14 protein-coding genes and 1 pseudogene are annotated in these 18,884 nt (G+C 63.5%); 8 read left to right on the top strand and 7 right to left on the bottom strand.

Going from position 1 to position 18,884, the window contains the following annotated elements; all coding sequences use genetic code 11:
* Positions 1-133 precede the first annotated feature (133 nt).
* The 4 genes from AC1DZU_RS04135 to AC1DZU_RS04120 all read left to right on the top strand — a co-directional run bounded on the left by AC1DZU_RS04135 (position 134) and on the right by AC1DZU_RS04120 (position 4,366).
* On the top strand, positions 134-1,324 hold the full coding sequence (locus AC1DZU_RS04135; RefSeq protein WP_477282232.1) for a pyridoxal phosphate-dependent aminotransferase: 1,191 nt from the start codon (positions 134-136) through the stop codon (positions 1,322-1,324).
* A gap of 89 nt (positions 1,325-1,413) precedes the next feature.
* On the top strand, positions 1,414-2,211 hold the full coding sequence (locus tag AC1DZU_RS04130) for an ABC transporter substrate-binding protein (protein ID WP_457152476.1): 798 nt from the start codon (positions 1,414-1,416) through the stop codon (positions 2,209-2,211).
* Between the two features lie 160 nt (positions 2,212-2,371).
* Entirely contained in the window at positions 2,372-3,046 is a 675-nt protein-coding gene (locus AC1DZU_RS04125; RefSeq protein WP_477281960.1) for an amino acid ABC transporter permease, read from the top strand.
* A 45-nt stretch (positions 3,047-3,091) separates the two neighbouring features.
* Positions 3,092-4,366 carry a cysteine desulfurase-like protein gene (locus AC1DZU_RS04120; protein ID WP_477281958.1) on the top strand — a complete coding sequence of 425 codons (1,275 nt, stop codon included), beginning with the start codon at positions 3,092-3,094 and terminating at the stop codon, positions 4,364-4,366.
* Positions 4,367-4,610: 244 nt separating this feature from the next.
* On the opposite strand, the gene AC1DZU_RS04115 is transcribed toward AC1DZU_RS04120, so the two are convergent.
* The 5 genes and pseudogenes from AC1DZU_RS04115 to AC1DZU_RS04095 form a co-directional block, all read right to left on the bottom strand.
* Positions 4,611-5,441 (bottom strand): dipeptide ABC transporter ATP-binding protein, encoded by an 831-nt coding sequence (locus tag AC1DZU_RS04115; protein ID WP_477281956.1) that lies wholly within the window; start codon positions 5,439-5,441, stop codon positions 4,611-4,613.
* Positions 5,441-6,286, bottom strand: coding sequence for an ABC transporter ATP-binding protein (locus AC1DZU_RS04110; protein WP_477241420.1), 846 nt, complete (start codon positions 6,284-6,286; stop codon positions 5,441-5,443). Before AC1DZU_RS04110 ends, AC1DZU_RS04115 begins: the two co-directional genes overlap by 1 nt.
* Positions 6,286-7,170 (bottom strand): ABC transporter permease subunit, encoded by an 885-nt coding sequence (locus AC1DZU_RS04105; protein WP_477282230.1) that lies wholly within the window; start codon positions 7,168-7,170, stop codon positions 6,286-6,288. Before AC1DZU_RS04105 ends, AC1DZU_RS04110 begins: the two co-directional genes overlap by 1 nt.
* Before the next feature lie 26 nt (positions 7,171-7,196).
* Positions 7,197-7,988: pseudogene (locus AC1DZU_RS04100) on the bottom strand (ABC transporter permease subunit); the annotation flags it as partial.
* 175 nt (positions 7,989-8,163) lie between these two features.
* The gene (locus AC1DZU_RS04095; protein ID WP_477281953.1) at positions 8,164-9,762 is read right to left on the bottom strand and encodes an ABC transporter substrate-binding protein; all 1,599 of its coding nucleotides are present in this window, start codon (positions 9,760-9,762) and stop codon (positions 8,164-8,166) included.
* Between the two features lie 454 nt (positions 9,763-10,216).
* On the opposite strand from AC1DZU_RS04095, the gene AC1DZU_RS04090 reads away from it, so the two are divergent.
* Positions 10,217-12,205: a long-chain-fatty-acid--CoA ligase gene (locus AC1DZU_RS04090; RefSeq protein WP_477281951.1), complete on the top strand. Its 1,989-nt coding sequence runs from the start codon at positions 10,217-10,219 to the stop codon at positions 12,203-12,205.
* On the top strand, positions 12,202-12,939 hold the full coding sequence (locus AC1DZU_RS04085; RefSeq protein WP_477281949.1) for a class I SAM-dependent methyltransferase: 738 nt from the start codon (positions 12,202-12,204) through the stop codon (positions 12,937-12,939). The genes AC1DZU_RS04090 and AC1DZU_RS04085 overlap by 4 nt, the downstream gene beginning before the upstream one ends.
* Here AC1DZU_RS04085 and AC1DZU_RS04080 read toward each other — a convergent pair.
* Together AC1DZU_RS04080 and pgi are read right to left on the bottom strand one after the other, a co-directional pair.
* The gene (locus tag AC1DZU_RS04080) at positions 12,936-13,658 is read right to left on the bottom strand and encodes an HAD family hydrolase (RefSeq protein ID WP_477281947.1); all 723 of its coding nucleotides are present in this window, start codon (positions 13,656-13,658) and stop codon (positions 12,936-12,938) included. The genes AC1DZU_RS04085 and AC1DZU_RS04080 overlap by 4 nt on opposite strands.
* Before the next feature lie 5 nt (positions 13,659-13,663).
* The gene (gene pgi, locus AC1DZU_RS04075; RefSeq protein WP_477281945.1) at positions 13,664-15,307 is read right to left on the bottom strand and encodes a glucose-6-phosphate isomerase; all 1,644 of its coding nucleotides are present in this window, start codon (positions 15,305-15,307) and stop codon (positions 13,664-13,666) included.
* Positions 15,308-15,606: 299 nt separating this feature from the next.
* Here pgi and pdxR point away from each other — a divergent pair, with 299 nt between their 5' ends.
* Together pdxR and AC1DZU_RS04065 are read left to right on the top strand one after the other, a co-directional pair.
* Entirely contained in the window at positions 15,607-17,100 is a 1,494-nt protein-coding gene (gene pdxR, locus AC1DZU_RS04070; protein WP_023758211.1) for a MocR-like pyridoxine biosynthesis transcription factor PdxR, read from the top strand.
* Positions 17,101-17,291: 191 nt separating this feature from the next.
* On the top strand, positions 17,292-18,878 hold the full coding sequence (locus AC1DZU_RS04065; protein ID WP_477281942.1) for a trimethylamine methyltransferase family protein: 1,587 nt from the start codon (positions 17,292-17,294) through the stop codon (positions 18,876-18,878).
* Positions 18,879-18,884: the final 6 nt, after the last annotated feature.

Below are 18,884 nucleotides of genomic sequence, written 5' to 3'. Positions count from 1 at the left end.
AACTTTCGCCTTGAAAAGCGCCGCGCTTTGGATAAGCATTCCAAGATCGATGGCGACTGCGATACCGGACGGGCTTGCCGGCGGCAGTCCATCGTGGTGTTCCGGGTGGGAGGGGTTTCAGTCCTTGTCGTTCATGCTGCCCCAGTCGTCGTCCAGCGCGCGCTATGCCTTCGATGGCATTCGCGCCCAAATCCGTGACCTGCATACCGAGAACATCGCCAACCTCGCCGTTCGGGCGCGCGAACTCGGCGACGTCATCGCGCTCTGGTACGGCGAAGGCGACATGGTGACGCCCGCTTTCATCCGCGATGCGGCCAAGGCTGCCTTCGATGAAGGCCTGACCTTCTACGTTCCCAACATGCGCGGCCATGGCCCCCTGAATGAGGCGCTGTCGGAGTACCAGACGCGCATCCACGGCCGGTCGATCCCGATCGCCCGCACCACGGTCACGCCGGGCGGCATGCAGGCGCTGTACCTTGCGCTGGAACTGCTGGTCGATACCGGCACCAACGTCGTCTATGTCGCGCCGCAATGGCCCAACATTCACAACGCCATCCACTTGATCGGTGGCGAGCCACGGCCGTTCTCGCTCGACTTCAATGGCGACTGGCATCTCGACCTCGACCGGCTGTTCGCTTCCTGCGATGCCCGCACGCGGGCGATCTTCCTGTCGACGCCGTCCAACCCGACCGGCTGGACCGCCTCTGCCGAGGAAATGCGTGCGCTGCTCGAGTTCAGCCGGCGCACCGGCATCTGGATCATCTCCGACGAGGTCTACGGCCGGCTCTACTTCGATGGCGATGTTGCGCCCTCCATCCTGCAGATCGCCGAGGATGGCGACCGGGTGCTGTCGGTCAACAGCTTCTCGAAGGCCTGGGCGATGACCGGCTGGCGCATCGGCTGGCTGACGCATCCGTCCGGGGTGGCCGATCAGCTCGGCGCCATGACGCAATATGTCAACAGCGGCACCGCCGCGCCGATCCAGGCCGGTGCGGTTGCAGCGATCCGCCAGGGCGAGCCGCTGGTCGAGGAGATCAGGCAGCGGATCAGGACTGGCCTTGACCTCGCCTATGACCGGCTGGCGCAAATTCCGGGCGTCATCCTGCCAACGAAACCGCGCGGCGGCATGTATGCCTTCTTTGCCATGGAGGGCGAGAGCGACGCACGGCGCGCCTGCACCAGGATTCTCGAGACGGCGCGCGTCGGGCTGGCGCCCGGTCATCTGTTCGGAAGTTCGGCAACGGCCCTCCTGCGGATGTGCGTGTGCCGTGAACGCAAAGAGATAGCGACCGCGCTCGACCGCATGGTCGCGGCCATGAATTGACGCCCTGCCGAAGGTGGGGCGGCAAGAAACCGTGCGGGGCCAACCCCGCCCGATCAACAACCAGAGGGAACACCCCAGAGGGAACACCAATGAACCTGAACCGTCGCAATCTCATGCTTCTCGCCGCCGCCATCGGCATCGCCGCCGGCCCCGCCACCGCCTATGCCGCCGACGTCCTCAATGTCGGCGCCTACCCGACCAACCCGCCCTTCGAGTACAAGAACGAGAGCGGGACGTTCGAGGGCTTTGAAGTCGACATCGTCAACGAAGCAGCCAAGCGCATCGGCATGACCACGGATATCGCCGACCTCGGCTTCCAGGCACTGTTCGCAGCCACCACCTCGAAGCGCATCGATGTCGCCATCTCGTCGATCACCATCACGCCGGAGCGGCTGAAGTCGCAGTCGTTCACGCAGCCCTATTATGATTCCGACATGGGCATCGCCACCAAGACCGACAGCCCGATCAAGGCCGAAGCCGACCTCAAGGGCAAGATCGTTGGCGTGCTATCCGGCTCGACGGGCGAAACCTGGGTCAAGGGGCATCAGGAAGCCGACGGCTTCGCCGACGTGAAGGGCTATGACACGCAGCAGAACCTGCTGCTCGATCTCAGCGCCGGACGCGTCGATGCGGCCGTCAGCGACATCCCTGGCATGCAGTATTCCTTCACCAAGATGAAGGACCTGACGGTCAAGGAGCGCATCAAGACCGGCGAACAGTACGGGCTGATGATGACCAAGGACCACCCGCTGCTCGGCAAGCTGAACGACGCGCTGACCGCGATGAAGAAGGACGGCACGCTGGCCGCGATCCACAAGAAGTGGTTCGGCAGCGACGCGCCCGCCGATTCCTCGACCGTCAAGGAAATGCCGCTGCCGAAGGCCTGAGCGGCGACTGACAGACCAGAGGCGTGCCGGCTCGAAAGGCCGGCACGTCCTGTTTTTATTCGTGCCCTCCCCGGAGCCGCCATCGATGCGGCTACACCGATTTCGGTGTTCGGGTCTTGCTCTGGCGTCACGGGACGCAAAACGGTTCGGGAACGCTCCCATGTCGCTGATCGACACCTTCTTCAACCCAGATGTCATCATGTCCAGCTTGCCGGCGCTGCTGCGGGGCTTCCTAAACACGCTGCTGCTCGGCATCTTGAGCATCGGCATCGGCATCCCCATTGGCCTGACGATCAGCCTGGTGCGGCTTTATGCGCCGAAGCCGCTGCGGTGGCTTGCGGTCGGCTACACCGACATCTTCCGCGCCCTCCCGGTGCTGGTCGTGCTGATTCTGATCTACTATGCGCTGCCCTTCCTCGGCATCCGCCTGTCGTCCTGGGCGTCCGCCGTGACGGCCTTCGCCATCATCATGTCGGCCTACTCGGCCGAAGTGTTCCGCTCGGGCATCGAAAGCATTCCGCGCGGTCAGTTCGAGGCGTCGCAGGCGCTCGGCCTGCCGTTCCTTTTGACCTTGCGCAAGGTGGTGCTGCCGCAGGCAATCCGCGTGGTCATCCCGCCGATGACCAGCAACTGCGTCTCGATGTTCAAGGACACTTCGCTTGCCTCGACAGTGGCGCTGCCGGAACTGTTGAAGGAAGCGACCAACGCGCAGTCGCTCTACGCCAACCCCTCGCCGCTGATCGGCGCAGCACTCGTCTATCTCATCTTCCTCTGGCCGATGGTCCGCCTCGTCAGCTTGCTTGAACAACGTTTCAAGACCGAAAAGACGCGCTGACCTCGCAAATCAATCCACCCGCCAAGAACTTCGCAGGAGCCGACCTTGAACAAACATCAAACCGACCATGCGAGCGCCGCCGCGTTCCCCGTCGATACCATCCGCGCCATGTTTCCAGCCTTGCAGCGGGCCGGCGATTTCATCTTCATGGACAATGCCGCCGGCGCGCAGATTCCGCAGAGCGTGCTCGACGCGGTGAGCAACCATCTGGTTTCGCACAATGTGCAGCGCGGTGGCCGCTATGGCCGCAGCGTCACCGTCGACCAGTCGGTCGCCGACGCCCGCGAGAGCGTGGCGCTACTGATCAATGCCGCCAGCCCGGCCGAAATCTGCTTCGGCATGAACGCCACCTCGTTCATCCGCCTGGTCAGCCTCGGCATCGGCCAGATGCTTCAAGAGCGCGACGAGATCGTCATCACCGACATGGACCACGACGCCAACATCGCCACATGGCTGGCGCTGGAGTCCGCCGGCGCCAAGTTCAAATGGTGGCGCATGCGCGAGGACGGCAATCTGCATGTCGACGATCTGCGCCCGCTGGTTTCCGACCGCACCCGGCTGATCGCCTGCACGGTCACAGCGCATTCGATAGGCTCGATCGTCGACGTCGCTTCCGTTGCCAAGATCGCACGCGCCGCCGGCGCCGAGGTGTTCCTCGACTGCGTGCACTACGGGCCGCACGGGTTGATCGACGTGCAAGCCTGGGACTGCGACTACCTCGTCTGTTCCGGCTACAAGAACTTCTCGCCACATATGGGCTTCCTGTGGGGGCGCTTCGAAACGCTGAAGCGGCTGCCGACCTTCCGCGAGGATTTCATCCCCGACGAGCCGCCCTACAAGGTCGAGGCCGGCACCTTCATCTACGAGAACGTCTCGGGCATGGATGCGGCCGTGCAGTATCTCGAACTGATCGGCCGCAATCTCGCGCCATCCAACAACCGCTCGCGGCGCGAAAACATCGTAGCCGGCATGGGCGCTATCCGCGACTATGAGCTGGTGCTGGCGCGCGAGATGCTTGGCGTGCTCAAGGATTGCGGCGCGACGATCTACGGCGTCGCCGACGAGGCCCGTATCAACGAACGCGTGCCGACCTTCTGTTTCAACATCGGCAAACTGTCGCCGCAGAGGATCGTCGAGGAAATGGCCGACATGCAGATCGGCATCCGCGACGGCCACATGTACGCGCCGCGGCTGATGAAGCGGCTCAACCTGTCGATGGACAGCGGCGCCATCCGCGCCTCGCTGGTCCACTACAACACGGTTGAGGAGATCAGGCGCTTTGGCGAGGCGCTGCGCACCATCATCGCCAAGCTGTCCTGACCTCGGACCGTTGGTCCGATCTGTTGCATGGGAAATCGGATGGCGGCTACCTCGGCGTCGTCATCCTATGGCGAAGCAAGGAGCGAAGCGACGCGGTGCAGACCATAGGATCCATGCCGTGACATGCGAGCGTTGCAACGGTACAGAATTCTGTTCCGCTGCACTTTTTCGCTGAGGTAACGGCATGGATCCTAGGGTCTGCGCGACGCTTTGCGTTGCTCCGCCCTAGGATGACGAAGAGACGTTAGGCCGCCGCCTTCTTCGCCAGCCTCGCCTTGATCGAGGCGACGTCGGCGCGCGGCGTCGCCGCAAACAGCGTGCGGGTGTAGTTGTGCTTGGGGTCGGCAAAGACCTCTTCGCGCGAACCGTATTCGACCGCCTCGCCGAAATACATCACCATCACGTCGTCAGCGATGTAGCGCACCACCGATAGATCGTGGCTGATGAAGACGTAGGTCAGTTGGAACTCGTCCTGCAGGTCGGCGAGCAGGTTGAGCACCTGCGCTTGCACTGACAGATCGAGAGCGGAGACCGGCTCGTCCAGCACCAAAAGGCTAGGGTTCAGCATCAGCGCGCGGGCAATGGCGATGCGCTGACGCTGACCACCGGAAAACATATGCGGATAGCGATTGTAGTGCTCTGTGCCGAGGCCGACTTTCTTCAGCATCTTCATGGCCAGGTCGCGCCGCTCTTCGGCCGGCTTGTCGGTGTTGATCAGCAGTGGTTCGCCGAGCACATCGCCGATCTTCTGGCGCGGATTAAGCGACCCGTATGGATTCTGGAAGACGATCTGCACCTTGCGGCGCATCTCCTTGGTCAGGCCGTTCCTGGCGATATCGACCTTGTTGCCGTCGATGAAAAGCTCGCCTGATGTCGCCGGATCGATCAGCGTGATGATGCGGGCCAGCGTGGACTTGCCGCAACCGCTCTCGCCGACGATAGCCAGCGTCTTGCCCTTGTCGACGCTGAACGAAACGCCCTTGACCGCATGCACGATGCGCGCGCCGCGAAACAGGCCGCCACCGACGTGATAATCGCGCTTGATGTCCTTGCCTTCGACGACCTTGATGCTCATCAGGCGACTCCGGCGGCCGGTTCGAACAGCATGTCTGAGACAGTCGGCAGACGGTCGCCGACAGCGTTGTCCGGCAGCGCCGACAGGAGCGCACGCGTGTAGTTGCTCTTTGGCGACTCGAACAGCGACAGCACGTCGGCCTCTTCCATCTTGCGGCCCTTGTACTGGACGATGACGCGGTCGGCAGTCTCGGCGACGACGCCCATATTGTGGGTGATCATGATCAGGCCCATGCCGTATTTGACCTGCAGCGAGACCAGCAGGTCGAGGATCTGCTTCTGGATGGTGACGTCGAGTGCGGTGGTCGGCTCATCGGCGATCAAAAGCTTCGGATTGCAGGCGATGGCGATGGCGATCATCACGCGCTGGCACTGACCGCCCGACATCTGGTGCGGGAAGGAGTTCAGCCGTTCCGCCGGCTCGGCAATGCCGACCTGCGTCAGAAGCTCGATGGCGCGCTCCCGGCGTTGCGCACCGTCCATGCCCATATGGAAGCGCAGCACCTCTTCGATCTGGAAGCCGACGGTGAAGCAGGGATTGAGGCTGGCCATCGGCTCCTGGAAGATCATCGACATGTCCTTGCCGACGATCTTGCGGCGCTCGGCAGGACTCAGCTTCAGGAGATCGCGGCCATTGAAGCTCATGCGGTCGGCGGTGACCGTGGCCGTCCATGGCAAAAGCCCCATGACCGCCAGCATCGACACCGATTTGCCGGAACCGGATTCGCCGACAATGGCGAGCACCTCGCGCTCTTCGACATGGAGCGAGACACCGTCGACCGCACGGAACGGGCCCGACGCGGTCTGGAATTCGACGACGAGGTTCTGAATGTCGAGCAGCGCCATCACGACCTCCTCAGCTTGGGATCGAGTGCGTCGCGCAGGCCGTCGCCGATCAGATTGATGGCGAGCACGGTGATGAGGATGGCGAGGCCGGGGAAGGTCACCACCCACCAGGCGCGCAGGATGAATTCGCGCGCCGTGGCAAGCATGGTTCCCCACTCCGGCGTCGGCGGCTGGGCGCCAAGGCCGAGGAAGCCGAGCGCAGCCGCCTCGAGGATTGCGTTGGAGAAGGACAGCGTGCCCTGGACGATCAGCGGCGCGACGCAATTGGGCAGGATGGTGCGCAGCATCAGCCTAATGTGGCCGGCGCCGGCAACCTTGGCGGCGACCACATATTCGCGGCTCTTTTCGGCCATCACCGCGGCGCGCACCAGGCGGGCGAAATGCGGCTGCAGCACCAGCGCGATCGCCAGCATGGCGTTGAACAGGCCGGGACCCAGGATGGTCACCAGCACCAGTGCCAGCAGCAGCGACGGAAAGGCCAGGATCAGATCCATGACGCGCATGATCGCCACGTCGACCCAGCCGCGGAAATAACCGGCGAGCAGGCCGAGCGTGATGCCGCCGACCAGGGCAAGCGTAACGACGACGGCGCCGATCAGCAGCGAGAAGCGCGCGCCATAGAGCAGGCGGGAAAGTATGTCGCGGCCGACGGCGTCGGTGCCGAGCAGATATTCGGCGCTGCCGCCTGCCTCCCATGCCGGAGGCCTCAGAAACGCGGTCTTGTCCTGGACATCGGGCGCATAGGGCGCCAGCACCGGCGCAAGGATCGCGGCCACCACCAGCAGGATGAAGACGAACAGGCCGATGACGGCGCCGCGGTTCACCGAGAAATAGTGCCAGAAGGTCCTGAAGCCGGTCAGCCTATCCGGATTGCCGGCGGCCATCGGGGCGGTTTCGGTTGACTGGCTCATCACGATGCCCGTATGCGCGGGTTGATGACGGCATAGAGCACGTCGACGATCAGGTTCACGGCCATGACGATAAGGGCGATCAAGAGCAAGCCTGATTGCACCACCACATAGTCGCGCTTGCCGATGGAGTCGACCATCCACTTGCCGATGCCCGGCCAGGCAAAGATGGTTTCGGTGAGGATGGCGCCGGCGAGCAGGGTGCTGACCTGCAGGCCGATGGTGGTGACCACCGGGATCAATGCATTGCGCAGCGCGTGCACGCCGATGACGCGGGACGACGACAGCCCCTTGGCACGGGCGGTCCGCACATAGTCCTCGCCCAACACTTCAAGCATGGCCGAGCGCGTCTGGCGAGCGATCACCGCCAGCGGGATGGTGCCGAGCGCAATTGTCGGCAGCACCAGATGGCTCAATGCCGAGCGGAACGCGTCCCATTTGCCGTAGAGCAATGTGTCGATGGTCATGAAGCCGGTGATCGGCTTGAAGAAGTACTGCAGGCCGATGCGGCCCGAAACCGGCGTCCAGCCGAGATAGCCGGAGAAAAAGATGATCAGCAGCAGGCCCCACCAGAAGATGGGCATGGAATAGCCGACGAGTGCGGTGCCCATCAGCGACTGATCGAACCAGGAGCCGCGCTTGACCGCCGCGAATATGCCGGCCGGAATGCCCAGCGCCATGGCAAAAATCATGGCGAAGAACGACAGTTCCAGCGTTGCCGGAAAGAGGATCTTGAACTCTTCCATCACCGGGCGCTTGGACGAGATGGAGACTCCGAAATCGCCGGTCACGACCTCGCCGACATAGCGCGCGTATTGCTGCCAGATCGGCAGATTATAGCCGAACTGTTCCTTGAGCTCCTCGTAACGCGCCGGCGCCACGCCGTGTTCGCCGGCCATGGCAAGGATGGGATCGCCAGGCAGCAGCCTGACGAAGGCGGCGCTCTACAGCGCCGCCCCACTCAATATCTTATTCGGCTTTGTCGACGCCGTCGAAGCGGTGAATGCCGAGCGGGTCCATCATGAAACCGCTGACATTCTTGCGCACGACTGCGTAGACTTGGCTGTGTGCCAGCAGGAAGGCCGGAGCCTGCTTCTGGAAGACGACCTGCGCCTGCTCATAGAGCTTGGTGCGCTCGGCCTGGTCGCTGGTCTTCTTGGCCTTCTGGATCAGGTCCTCGAAGTCCTTGTCGCACCAGCTCGAGTAGTTCGAGACGCCGATGGCGGAGCAGGCGAACAGGGTGGCGAAGAAGTTGTCCGGATCGCCGTTGTCACCGGTCCAGCCGATCTGGAAGGCGCCTGGACGGTCCTTCTTCTTGCCTTCCGAGCGATACTTGGTCCACTCGTAGTTGACGATCTCGGCCTTGACGCCGACCTTGGCCCAGTCGGCCTGGATCAGTTCGGCGGCGCGCTGGAAGTTCGGGTTGTAAGGACGAACGCGATCGGAAGCCCAGAGCTGGATTTCCGTGAGCCCGGCAGCAGACAGAACCTTCTTGGCCGCATCCGGATCATAGGCATCGGCCTTCACATCCTTGTCCCACGACCACATCGTCGGCGGAATCAGGTTTACGGCCGGCGTAGCGCCGGCATCCTGGAACAGCGACTTGATCAGCGATTCCCGGTCGATCGCCTGGTTGAGCGCATGGCGCACCTCAGGCTTGTCGAGCGGCGGGATGGTCGTGTTGTAGCTCATATAGCCGATGTTCAGGCCGGCCTGATCCATCAGGGTGACGTCGGCGTTGGCCTTGATCGTACCGATGTCGGCAGGATTCGGATAGGGAGCGATGTCGCACTCGCCGGCCAGGACCTTCTGGATACGGGCGGTCGCGTCAGGCGTGATGGCGAAGACGAGATCGTCGATCTTCTCCTTGCCCTTGAAATAATCCGGATGGGCCGCGTAGCGGATAACCGAATCCAGCTGGTAGTCGACGAACTGGAACGGGCCGGTGCCGATCGGCTTGGTCGAGAAATCAGCCATCTTGCCGGACTTCTCCAACTGCTCGGCATATTCCTTCGACACGATCGAGGCGAAGTCCATGCCGAGGTTGGCCAGCATCGGTGCATTCGGCTCGGTCAGCGTCAGCTTGACGGTCAGGTCGTCGACCTTTTCCCACTTGGCGACGTATTTCGGCATGTCCATGCCGGTGTAGTAGTCCCAGGTCAGGTTCGGCAGGTATTTATCGCCGTTCCACGGGTTCGCCTTGTTGAACTGACGGTCGAAGGAGAAGACGACGTCGTCGGCATTGAGGTCGCGGGTCGGCTTGAAATAGTCGGTGGTCTGGAACTTCACACCTGGATGCAGATGGAAAGTATAGACCAGGCCATCGTCCGAGATTTCCCACTTGTCGGCGAGACCGGGCTCGACCTCGGTGCCGCCATGCTTGAATTCGACCAGGCGCGAATAGACTGTACGCGACGAGGCATCGAAGTCGTTGCCGCCCGTCGTCGTACCCGGATCAAAATTGGCCGGCGATGCTTCCGAGCAATAGACAAGCGTCTTCGCATTGGCCATGCCGCTCAGGACGCTTGCGGCCAGCAACGCGGCCGCAAAAGCGAGTTTCTTTTTCATTGAGCACTCCCTGATGTTCTTCCAAGCCCCTCTATCAGGCTCGCGAAGCCCGCATATAAGCACCGTTTTTCCGGCTTTGGAACACCCCGTTTGCTTACCCCTCGGGAAGCAGGAAAAAAATCCGCCATTTTGCTAAATGGCAGAAAAAATTAGCAGTTTTTTCCATTCACGGGATTGTTAACGACCGCATTTTTTTATTGATCGCCGATCTGGCGATACAGGTGCCACGCCGGCCCTCCCCCGGCCGAGGATGCGGCAGGACACCGGCTCGCAGTATCGGCGGCGGAAAGATTTTCAGCGGCAAATCTTTCGCCGCCTTGCCGCAGGGGCAAGACTTGCACGGCCGCCGATAGAGGCAATACATAGAGCACATCCTGGCGGCAGTGGGGGACGTCTCTGTGAATTCGGGGGCGAGCGCGGCACGGGCGAACAAGAACTATCCAGGGAGGAACGGGTGGCAAAAGCATCAAAGACGACGGCGCCGGTGAAAGCCAAGGCGGCTCCCAAGGCAGCCGTCAGCGTGGTCAAGCCGAAAGCGCCCGTTGCCAAAGCCGCCGCGGCCAAGCCGAGGGCGGCACCTGTGCCGGTGAAGGCAAGTGCAAAGCCGGCGGCCAAGGCCCAGGCCAAGCCTGCCGTCGGAAAGCCGGCGTCCGCGGCTAAGCCCGCCACTGCCAAGCCCGCGACGACGGCTGCAGCGGCGAAGGCCGCACCGGCGGCGAAGCCGGCCGCGGCCTCGCGATTGCCGGAGGCGCTGACGGCCCTGGCTGCCGGGCTGCCGGAAAAGCCATGGCTCAAAAGCTATCCGAAAAGCGTACCAGCTGAAATCGGCGCCTTGCCCTACAGCTCGATCGGCGATTTCCTGGTCGCCGCCTGCAAGCAGTTTTCCGCCCAGCCCGCATTTACCTGCATGGACAAGTCCATCAGCTATGCCGATGTCGAACGGCTGTCGGCGGCCTTCGGCGCATACCTGCAATCGAAAGGACTGCAAAAGGGCGCACGCGTGGCCCTGATGATGCCCAACGTGCTGCAATACCCGGTGGCGATGATGGCCGTCCTGCGTGCCGGCTATGTCGTGGTGAACATCAATCCGCTCTACACGCCGCGTGAACTGGAGCACCAGCTCAAGGATTCCGGTGCACAAGCCATCGTCATCCTGGAGAACTTCGCCAGCACCTTGCAGGCGGTCATCTCCAGAACGGCGGTCAAGCATGTCGTGGTCGCCGCGATGGGAGACATGCTCGGCGGACTGAAGGGCACGATCGTCAATTTCGTCGTGCGCCGGGTGAAGAAGATGGTGCCGGCATGGTCGCTGCCCGGCCATGTCAAGTTCAACGCGGCCGTCAAGGCCGGCGGCGGCGTGGGCTTCAAGCCAGCCAAGGTGGCGGCCGACGATGTCGCCTTCCTGCAATATACGGGCGGCACCACCGGCGTCTCGAAGGGTGCAACGCTGCTCCACAGCAACGTGCTGGCCAATGTCGTGCAGAACGCGCAGTGGATGGAAGACGCCTATACGATCAAGCCGAAACCGGCGCATCCGAACTTTATCTGCGCCCTGCCCCTCTATCATATCTTCGCGCTGACGGTGAACGCGCTGATGGGCATGCAGCAAGGTGCGCGCAATGTGCTCATTCCCAACCCGCGCGATATTCCCGGCTTCGTCAAGGAACTCCAGAAATATCCGATCCACATCTTTCCGGGCTTGAACACGCTGTTCAACGCCCTGCTCAACAATGAGGACTTCCGCAAGCTCGACTTCAAGCCGCTGGTGCTGACGCTGGGCGGCGGCATGGCGGTGCAGAAGGGCGTCGCCGAACGCTGGAAGGCGCTGACCGGCTGTCCGGTGACCGAAGGCTACGGGCTGTCGGAAACCTCGCCGGTGGCCACCGCCAACAAGTTCAGCGCCAGCGACTTCACCGGCACCATCGGCCTGCCGCTGCCGTCGACGGAGATCGCCATCCGCGACGACGACGGCAACAATCTGCCGCTCGGCGAGGTCGGCGAAATCTGCATCCGGGGGCCGCAAGTAATGGCGGGCTACTGGAACCGGCCGGATGAGACCGCCAAAGTGGTGACCAAGGACGGCTACTTCAAATCCGGCGACATGGGCTTCATGGACGAGCGCGGCTACACCAAGATCGTCGACCGCAAGAAGGACATGATCCTGGTCTCGGGCTTCAACGTCTATCCGAACGAGCTCGAGGAGGTCGTGGCGATGCATCCGGGCGTGCTCGAAGTGGCAGCGATCGGCGTGCCGGACGAGCATTCGGGCGAAGTGCCGAAGCTGTTCGTGGTCAGGAAGGACCCGGCGCTGACCGCAGAGACGCTCACCGCCTATTGCCGCGAGAACCTGACCGGCTACAAGCGGCCGAAATACATCGAATTCCGGACCGAGCTGCCGAAGACGCCGGTCGGCAAGATCCTGCGGCGGGCGCTGCGCGAATGACGGCAGCCGACGGCCTTGGCGCCGTAGATGCACCTTGCCGTCCTGACCCGACTGAGTTTATCAGGGCGAACATGCGCATCGCCCCGGTGCCGTCGCTTCCCGAGATCCTGCTTTATACGCCTCATCCGGCCAGTGGCCTGAGGCGGCTTACCGATCCGCAGCAAAACTCCGACGCCGATGACGACACGGTCGAGGCGGACGAAGATGGACCCGAGCCGCAGCCGCCCTACTGGGCCTATACCTGGGCCGGTGGCGCGGTGCTTGCGCGGTATATACTCGACCATCCGCAAACCGTGGCCGGTCGCCGCGTGCTCGACCTCGGCGCCGGCTCCGGCCTTGTCGGCATTGCCGCGGCCAAGGCCGGGGCGAGCGCGGTGATCGCCGCGGAGATCGACCGCAACGGCGTTGCCGCGATCGGCCTCAACGCTGCGGCGAACGGCGTTGCGATGATGGTCATGGCGCAGGATATTACCTGCGGATCGCCGCCTGCGGTCGATGTCGTCACCGCCGGCGACGTCTTTTATGGACAGGACGTCGCCGACCGCGTCGTGCCTTTCCTTGACCGCTGCCTTGATGCCGGTATCGAGGTCCTTGTCGGCGATCCGGGCCGCGCCTACCTGCCGCGATCGCGGCTGCGCCTGCTTGCCGAATACCAGGTGCCGGACTTCGGCCAGACGAAAGACAGCGCGCCGAAGAGCGGTGTCTTCCGTTTGGAGGGTATATCCGGCCGCTAGATCGTTTCCTTGACCCGCGCCGACAGAAAATCCGGCAGATCGGCAACCGAATCCAGCACGATATCGGCGATCGACGAGAGCGATTCACGCGTGCCGGTGCCGGAGAGCACGCCGATCGCCAGCCCGCAGCCGCCGGCTCGCGCCATCTCCAGGTCGTGGCGATTGTCGCCGACCATGGCGATTTGCGCCGCCTTCAGCCCGGTCAGGTCGCAGAAGGCGTAGATCGTGTCCGGCGCCGGTTTCGGATTGGCCACAGCGTCATAGCCATAGGCGGCGTCGAAGAGCTGGGCGACGCCAAGCGTAACCATGGTCTTCTCCGCGCCGCTGGTCGAATCGTTGGTAGCGACGCCGAGCCGGTAGGATCGCTTGTGCAGCACTGTCAGCGTTTCGACGATGCCGGGCAGCGCCACCGCCATCGACGAGCCTTGCACTGACGTGATTTCGTTGAAGCGGGCGACGGCCAGCATCTGGTCCTCGTCAGACAGGCGCGGGAACCACAGTTCGACGACATCCATGTTGGTGCCCGAGGCAAAGATCGAATCGGGCCTGAACCGCTTGTTGACGAAATCGAAACCCGCCGCCGAAAGCAGCCTATCGGCCTTCCAGCGATCGCCCTCGGCGGCATCCATGGCCATGAAGTCGGCAATGCCGAGCCAGGTCGCGTTGAAGTCGACAAGCGTCCCGTCCTTGTCGAACAATATGCCCTTGATGTCTGCCAAACTGCTCACTCCGAACCACGCAAATGCTGGATGTATCCCACCAGGCCGGCGGTCGATGCATCCCGCTTCGCGGCACTTTCCTTGCCCTCCACGACAGGCAAGAGGCCGGTGGCCAGTTCCTTGCCGAGCTCGACGCCCCACTGGTCGAAGGAATTGATGTTGAACAAAGTGCCTTCGACGAAGACGCGATGCTCGTAGAGCGCGATCAGCCGGCCGAAGGTGCGCGGGTCGAGCTTGCGGTAGAGGATGGTCAGCGAGGGCCGGTTGCCGGAGAAGACGCGGTGCGGGGCGATCTTGTCGACCTCGGCCGGCTTCATGCCCTTGGCCAGCATCTGGGCGCGCGCCTCCTCCAGCGTGCGGCCCTTCATCAACGCTTCCGACTGCGCCAGGCAGTTGGCGAGCAGCAGATCATGCTGATGCTTGAGGTCCGGCTCGTGGCCGACGGCCGCAGCGAGGAATTCGACCGGGATGAAATCGGTGCCCTGATGCAACAGCTGGAAGAAGGCATGCTGGCCGTTGGTGCCAGGCTCGCCCCAGACCAGCGGTCCGGTCGGCGTCGTCACCGCAACGCCTTCGAGGGTGACGCTCTTGCCGTTCGATTCCATATCGAGCTGTTGAAGATAGGCCGGCAGCCGGGACAGGCGCTGGTCATAGGGAATGACGGCACGCGCGGGATATCCGCAGATCACGCGATGCCACCACCCGACCAGCCCCAGCAGCGCCGGCAGGTTCTCCTGAACGGGCGCGGTGCGGAAATGCTCGTCCATCTCGTGCGCGCCATCGAGGAAGGCGCGAAAATTCCTCGGCCCGACCGCGATCATCACCGGCAGGCCGATCGCGCCCCAGACCGAATAGCGGCCGCCGACCCAGTCCCAGAAGCCGAAGACGCGATCTGATTCGATGCCGAACTTGGCCACCAGCTCGAGCGCGGTCGAGACGGCGGCAAAATGCTTGCCGACCGCTTCCTTGCCGAGTGCCTTCTGCACCCATTTGCGCGCCGTCTCGGCATTGGTCATCGTCTCGACGGTGGTGAAGGTCTTGGAGGCGATGATGAAAAGCGTGGTTTCGGCCGACAGGCCCTTCAGCGTGTCGTGGATATGGGCGCCGTCGATGTTGGAGACGTAGTGCGCGCGCGGCCCGTCATGATAGGGGGCCAGCGCCAGCGTCGCCATGGCCGGGCCGAGATCGGAACCGCCGATGCCGATGTTGACGATGTCGGTGATTTTCTTGCCGGTGGCGCCGGCTGCCTTGCCGGAGCGCACGGCATCGGCAAAGGCGCCCATCGCGTCGAGCACGGCAGCGACGTCCGCCTTGACGTCCTGGCCATCCACGGTGACGCCCTTGCCGGTCAGGTTGCGCAGCGCCGTGTGCAGCACGGCACGGTTTTCGGTGACGTTGATCTTCTTGCCGGCGAACATCGCCGCACGGCGACCTTCGAGATCGGCTGCCCTGGCAAGTTTCTCCAGCAGGTCCATGGTGAGCGCGTCGACCGCGCATTTCGACCAGTCGAGCAACAGGTCGCCATCGGTGGCGGAGAATGTCTTGAACCGCTGCGGATCGGCGGCGAAGGCCTGGCGCATGCTGGCTGGCGCCGCGGCGCGATGATCGCGCAAGGCTGCGAGCTGTTTCTGGAAGGCTGACTGATCCACTGGCGGGACTCCTGGCGTTTTCGACGCACCATATCAGACCGGATGTTTCCGGCGCGTGTCGTCGCGCCAAAACTAGTGAGCCGAATTCTGTACGGTCAATACGCGGCGATGACGCGAATCGTCACGCGGCGACGATGCAGGCGCGTCCCGAGGTGGGCGGAGTGCCGGATTTTCCGCCGAAGGATCACTGGCATAAATCCCAACGATCAGAAAAATTGATTGGCGCAACCCCTTGTGCCACCGTTACATTCGACTGGTCCAGCCAAGCGAAAAAAGCTGGCCATCGAGGAACATCTTCCATGCCACAGCGAAACGACACGGCGATATGGTCCGGCCTGTTCCGGATTTCGGCCGAATCCGGCCAGACCTTACAGGCACAGATCCGCCAAGCCATCGTGGCCGCCATTCTCGACCGCCAGATCGCCGCTTCGATGCCGCTTCCCTCCTGCCGGATCCTGGCCGAAAAACTCGGCGTGGCGCGCGGAACCGTGGTGCTGGCCTTCCAGCAGCTCGTCGACCAGGGCTTCCTGGTGGCACGCGAGCGGCGCGGCCATTTCGTCAATCCCGATGTGCTGGCGACACCGGCCAAGCCGCACCAAAAGGCGCCCGACCAGGCCAATGAGATCGACTGGAAGGCACGCCGCAAGATCGCCGCCAGCGACATGCCGCCGCCGGCCAAGCACGAGAACTGGATCAAGTCGTCCTACCCCTTCGTCTACGGCCAGTTCGACCCGGCGCTGTTCCCGACCGCCGAGTGGCGCGAGTGTAACCGCATGGCGCTTGCCGTGCTCGAAATCCGCAACTGGGCGTCCGACATGGTCGATCGCGACGATCCGCTGCTGATCGAACAGATCCAGGCGCGGCTGCTGCCGCGGCGCGGCATCTTCGCCAATCCCGACGAAATCATCGTCACGCTGGGCGCCCAGAACGCGCTCTACATGCTGGCAACGCTGCTGATGAGCAAGGGCTCCAAGGTGGCGATGGAGGACCCTGGCTACCCCGACGCACGCTCGATCTTCCGCCTTGCGGGTGCCGACATACAGCCGGTGCCGGTCGACCAGTCCGGCATCGTAACCGCTTCTATTCCCAATGATTCCGGGTTCGTCTTCGTCACGCCCAGCCATCATTGCCCAACCATGGTGCCATTGTCGGCGGAACGGCGGCAGGATCTCCTGGCGCGGGCCAACCGCTACAACCAGATCATCATCGAGGACGGCTATGACAGCCAGCTTCTCGACGAGGCGCCGCAGCAGGCCTTGAAGAGCCTCGACCGCTCCGGCCGCGTCGTCTATGTCGGCTCGATGTCGAAGACGCTGGCTCCGGGCCTGCGACTTGGCTACATCGTCGCCTCGGCTGGGCTGATCTCGGAACTCAGGGCGCTGCGTCGCTTCATGCTGCGCCATCCGCCGGCCAACAACCAGCGTGCCGTCGCGCTGTTCCTGTCGCTTGGCCATCACGAGGCACTGGTGCGGCGGCTGTCGAGCGCCTTCGACGAGCGGCGCAAGCGCCTGGTCCATGCGATTTCCGCTTTCCTGCCGGAATGGCGTTCGACCGATTCGGCCGGCGGCACATCGCTGTGGCTTGAAGGGCCGCGCGGCACCGATTCGCGCGGACTGGCCGAGGCCGCCGCCTCGCGCAGCGTCATCATCGAGCCGGGCGATCGTTTCTTCGATCGCACTGAAAAGCCTTCGCGTTTCATGCGGCTGGGCATTTCCTCGATCGCGCTGCAGCACATCGAGCCAGGCATCCGCGAACTGGCCACCGCCGCCGGACGCAGGCCGGCCGCCGCCTGATCCACCGCCCGATCCCTTGGCCGGAGCCACACAGCGTGGCTCCGGTGCCATTAACTCTGGCATATGCAGCCGGACCGTCTGGCTCATAGGCTGGGCCAATGCCGGCGGCATAGTCGGGGCACAAAGGGGAATGAGCAGCCGATGGTGGACCAACCGCCGCGCCCTGCTTCTCGGAAAGGTGGAGTGTCTCCATGTCAGTTCTTGAAAAGCAGGAAGCGGCGGCGGATCAGCGTTCGCGCCGCTCCGGCGGGCGCGAAGCGCGCCGCGCCATGCGGGCAGCACCGTTGGCCGACGACATCAAGCCGGTGCGCGCCGGCCTCGAAGGCGGCAGCTATGGGCCGCTGACCGAGAATGACCAGGAACGCATCCACGAAGCCGTGTTGACGCTCTTGGAAACGGTTGGCTTCGCCAATGCCATTCCCTCTTGCATCGAAGCGCTGACCGAGGCCGGCGCCAGCTATGGCGACGATGGCCGCATCCGTTTCCCCCGCGCGCTCGTGCTCGACACGATCAAGAAAGCGGCACGGCATTTCACGCTGCACGGCCAGGACCCCAAGCACGACATGCTGATCAAGGGCAAGCGCGTGCATTACGGCACGGCGGGCGCCGCCGTGCATCTGGTCGATGTCGAAAAGCGCGAATACCGCGAGTCGCTGCTGCAGGACATCTATGACGCCGCCCGCCTCGTCGAGGGGCTCGACAACATCCATTTCTTCCAGCGGCCGATGGTGCCGCGCGACATTCCCGACCCGCTCGATATGGATTTCAACACGCTGTACGCCTGCGTGATGGGCACGTCGAAGCATGTCGGCACCTCGTTCACGGTCCGCGAGAACGTGAAGCCGGCGCTCGAAATGCTCTATGCCATTGCCGGCGGCGAGGAGAATTTCCGCGCCCGGCCGTTCGTCTCGAACTCCAACTGCTTCGTCGTGCCGCCGATGAAGTTCGCCGAGGACGCCTGCGGCGTGCTCGAAGCGTGCGTCGAAGGCGGCATCCCGATCCTCTTGCTGTCGGCCGGACAGGCCGGTGCCACGGCCCCGGCGGCGATTGCCGGTGCGGTGGTGCAAGCAGTGGCCGAAGTGCTGGTCGGCCTTATCTATGTCAATGCCATCAAGCCGGGGCATCCGGCGATCTTCGGCACCTGGCCGTTCGTGTCGGATCTCAGGACCGGCGCCATGTCAGGCGGTTCGGCCGAGCAGGCGGTGCTGACCTCGGCCTGCGCGCAGATGGCGCAATTCTACGACCTGCCGGGCGGCTCGGCCGCGGGCATGACGGATTCGAAGCTGCCCGACATCCAGTCCGGCTATGAAAAGGGCATCACCGATGTGATGGCCGGCCTTGCCGGGCTCAACTTGGTTTACGAATCGGCCGGCATGCATGCCTCGCTGCTCGGCTTCTGCCTGGAGAGCCTGATCATCGACAATGACATGCTCGGCCACTGCCTGCGCTGCGTGCGCGGCATCGAGGTGACCGACGAGGCGCTGTCGATCGACACCATCGCCGATGTCTGCCTGAAGGGTCCGGGCCACTATCTCGGCAATGAGCAGACGCTGCGGCTGATGCAGACCGAATATTTCTATCCGGCCGTCGGCGACCGCTTTTCGCCCAAGGAATGGAACGAAAAGGGCCGGCCCGACATCCTGCAGCGGGCGATCATCGAAAAGAAACGCGTGCTTGCCGAGCGCTTTCCGCGCCATGTGCCGAAGCTGGTCGACGACAGGCTGCGCGCCCGCTTTGGCGAGATGATCAAGCTGCCGCGTGGCAGCATGGGTGGGTAGGCCCCG

This window comes from Mesorhizobium sp. P2_A12, from assembly GCF_056405075.1.
The sequence above is the reverse complement of the archived record's forward strand: the minus strand, read 5'-3'. Positions and strand labels throughout refer to the sequence as shown.

What these genes read in the sequence shown, in the direction of transcription:
- AC1DZU_RS04135 (WP_477282232.1), top strand. Translation starts at nt 134, where the DNA reads ATGCTGCCCCAGTCGTCGTCCAGCGCGCGCTATGCCTTCGATGGCATT.
- AC1DZU_RS04130 (WP_457152476.1), top strand. Translation starts at nt 1,414, where the DNA reads ATGAACCTGAACCGTCGCAATCTCATGCTTCTCGCCGCCGCCATCGGC.
- AC1DZU_RS04125 (WP_477281960.1), top strand. Translation starts at nt 2,372, where the DNA reads ATGTCGCTGATCGACACCTTCTTCAACCCAGATGTCATCATGTCCAGC.
- AC1DZU_RS04115 (WP_477281956.1), bottom strand. Translation starts at nt 5,441, where the DNA reads ATGAGCATCAAGGTCGTCGAAGGCAAGGACATCAAGCGCGATTATCAC.
- AC1DZU_RS04110 (WP_477241420.1), bottom strand. Translation starts at nt 6,286, where the DNA reads ATGGCGCTGCTCGACATTCAGAACCTCGTCGTCGAATTCCAGACCGCG.
- AC1DZU_RS04105 (WP_477282230.1), bottom strand. Translation starts at nt 7,170, where the DNA reads ATGGCCGCCGGCAATCCGGATAGGCTGACCGGCTTCAGGACCTTCTGG.
- AC1DZU_RS04095 (WP_477281953.1), bottom strand. Translation starts at nt 9,762, where the DNA reads ATGAAAAAGAAACTCGCTTTTGCGGCCGCGTTGCTGGCCGCAAGCGTC.
- AC1DZU_RS04085 (WP_477281949.1), top strand. Translation starts at nt 12,202, where the DNA reads ATGACGGCAGCCGACGGCCTTGGCGCCGTAGATGCACCTTGCCGTCCT.
- pdxR (WP_023758211.1), top strand. Translation starts at nt 15,607, where the DNA reads ATGCCACAGCGAAACGACACGGCGATATGGTCCGGCCTGTTCCGGATT.
- AC1DZU_RS04065 (WP_477281942.1), top strand. Translation starts at nt 17,292, where the DNA reads ATGTCAGTTCTTGAAAAGCAGGAAGCGGCGGCGGATCAGCGTTCGCGC.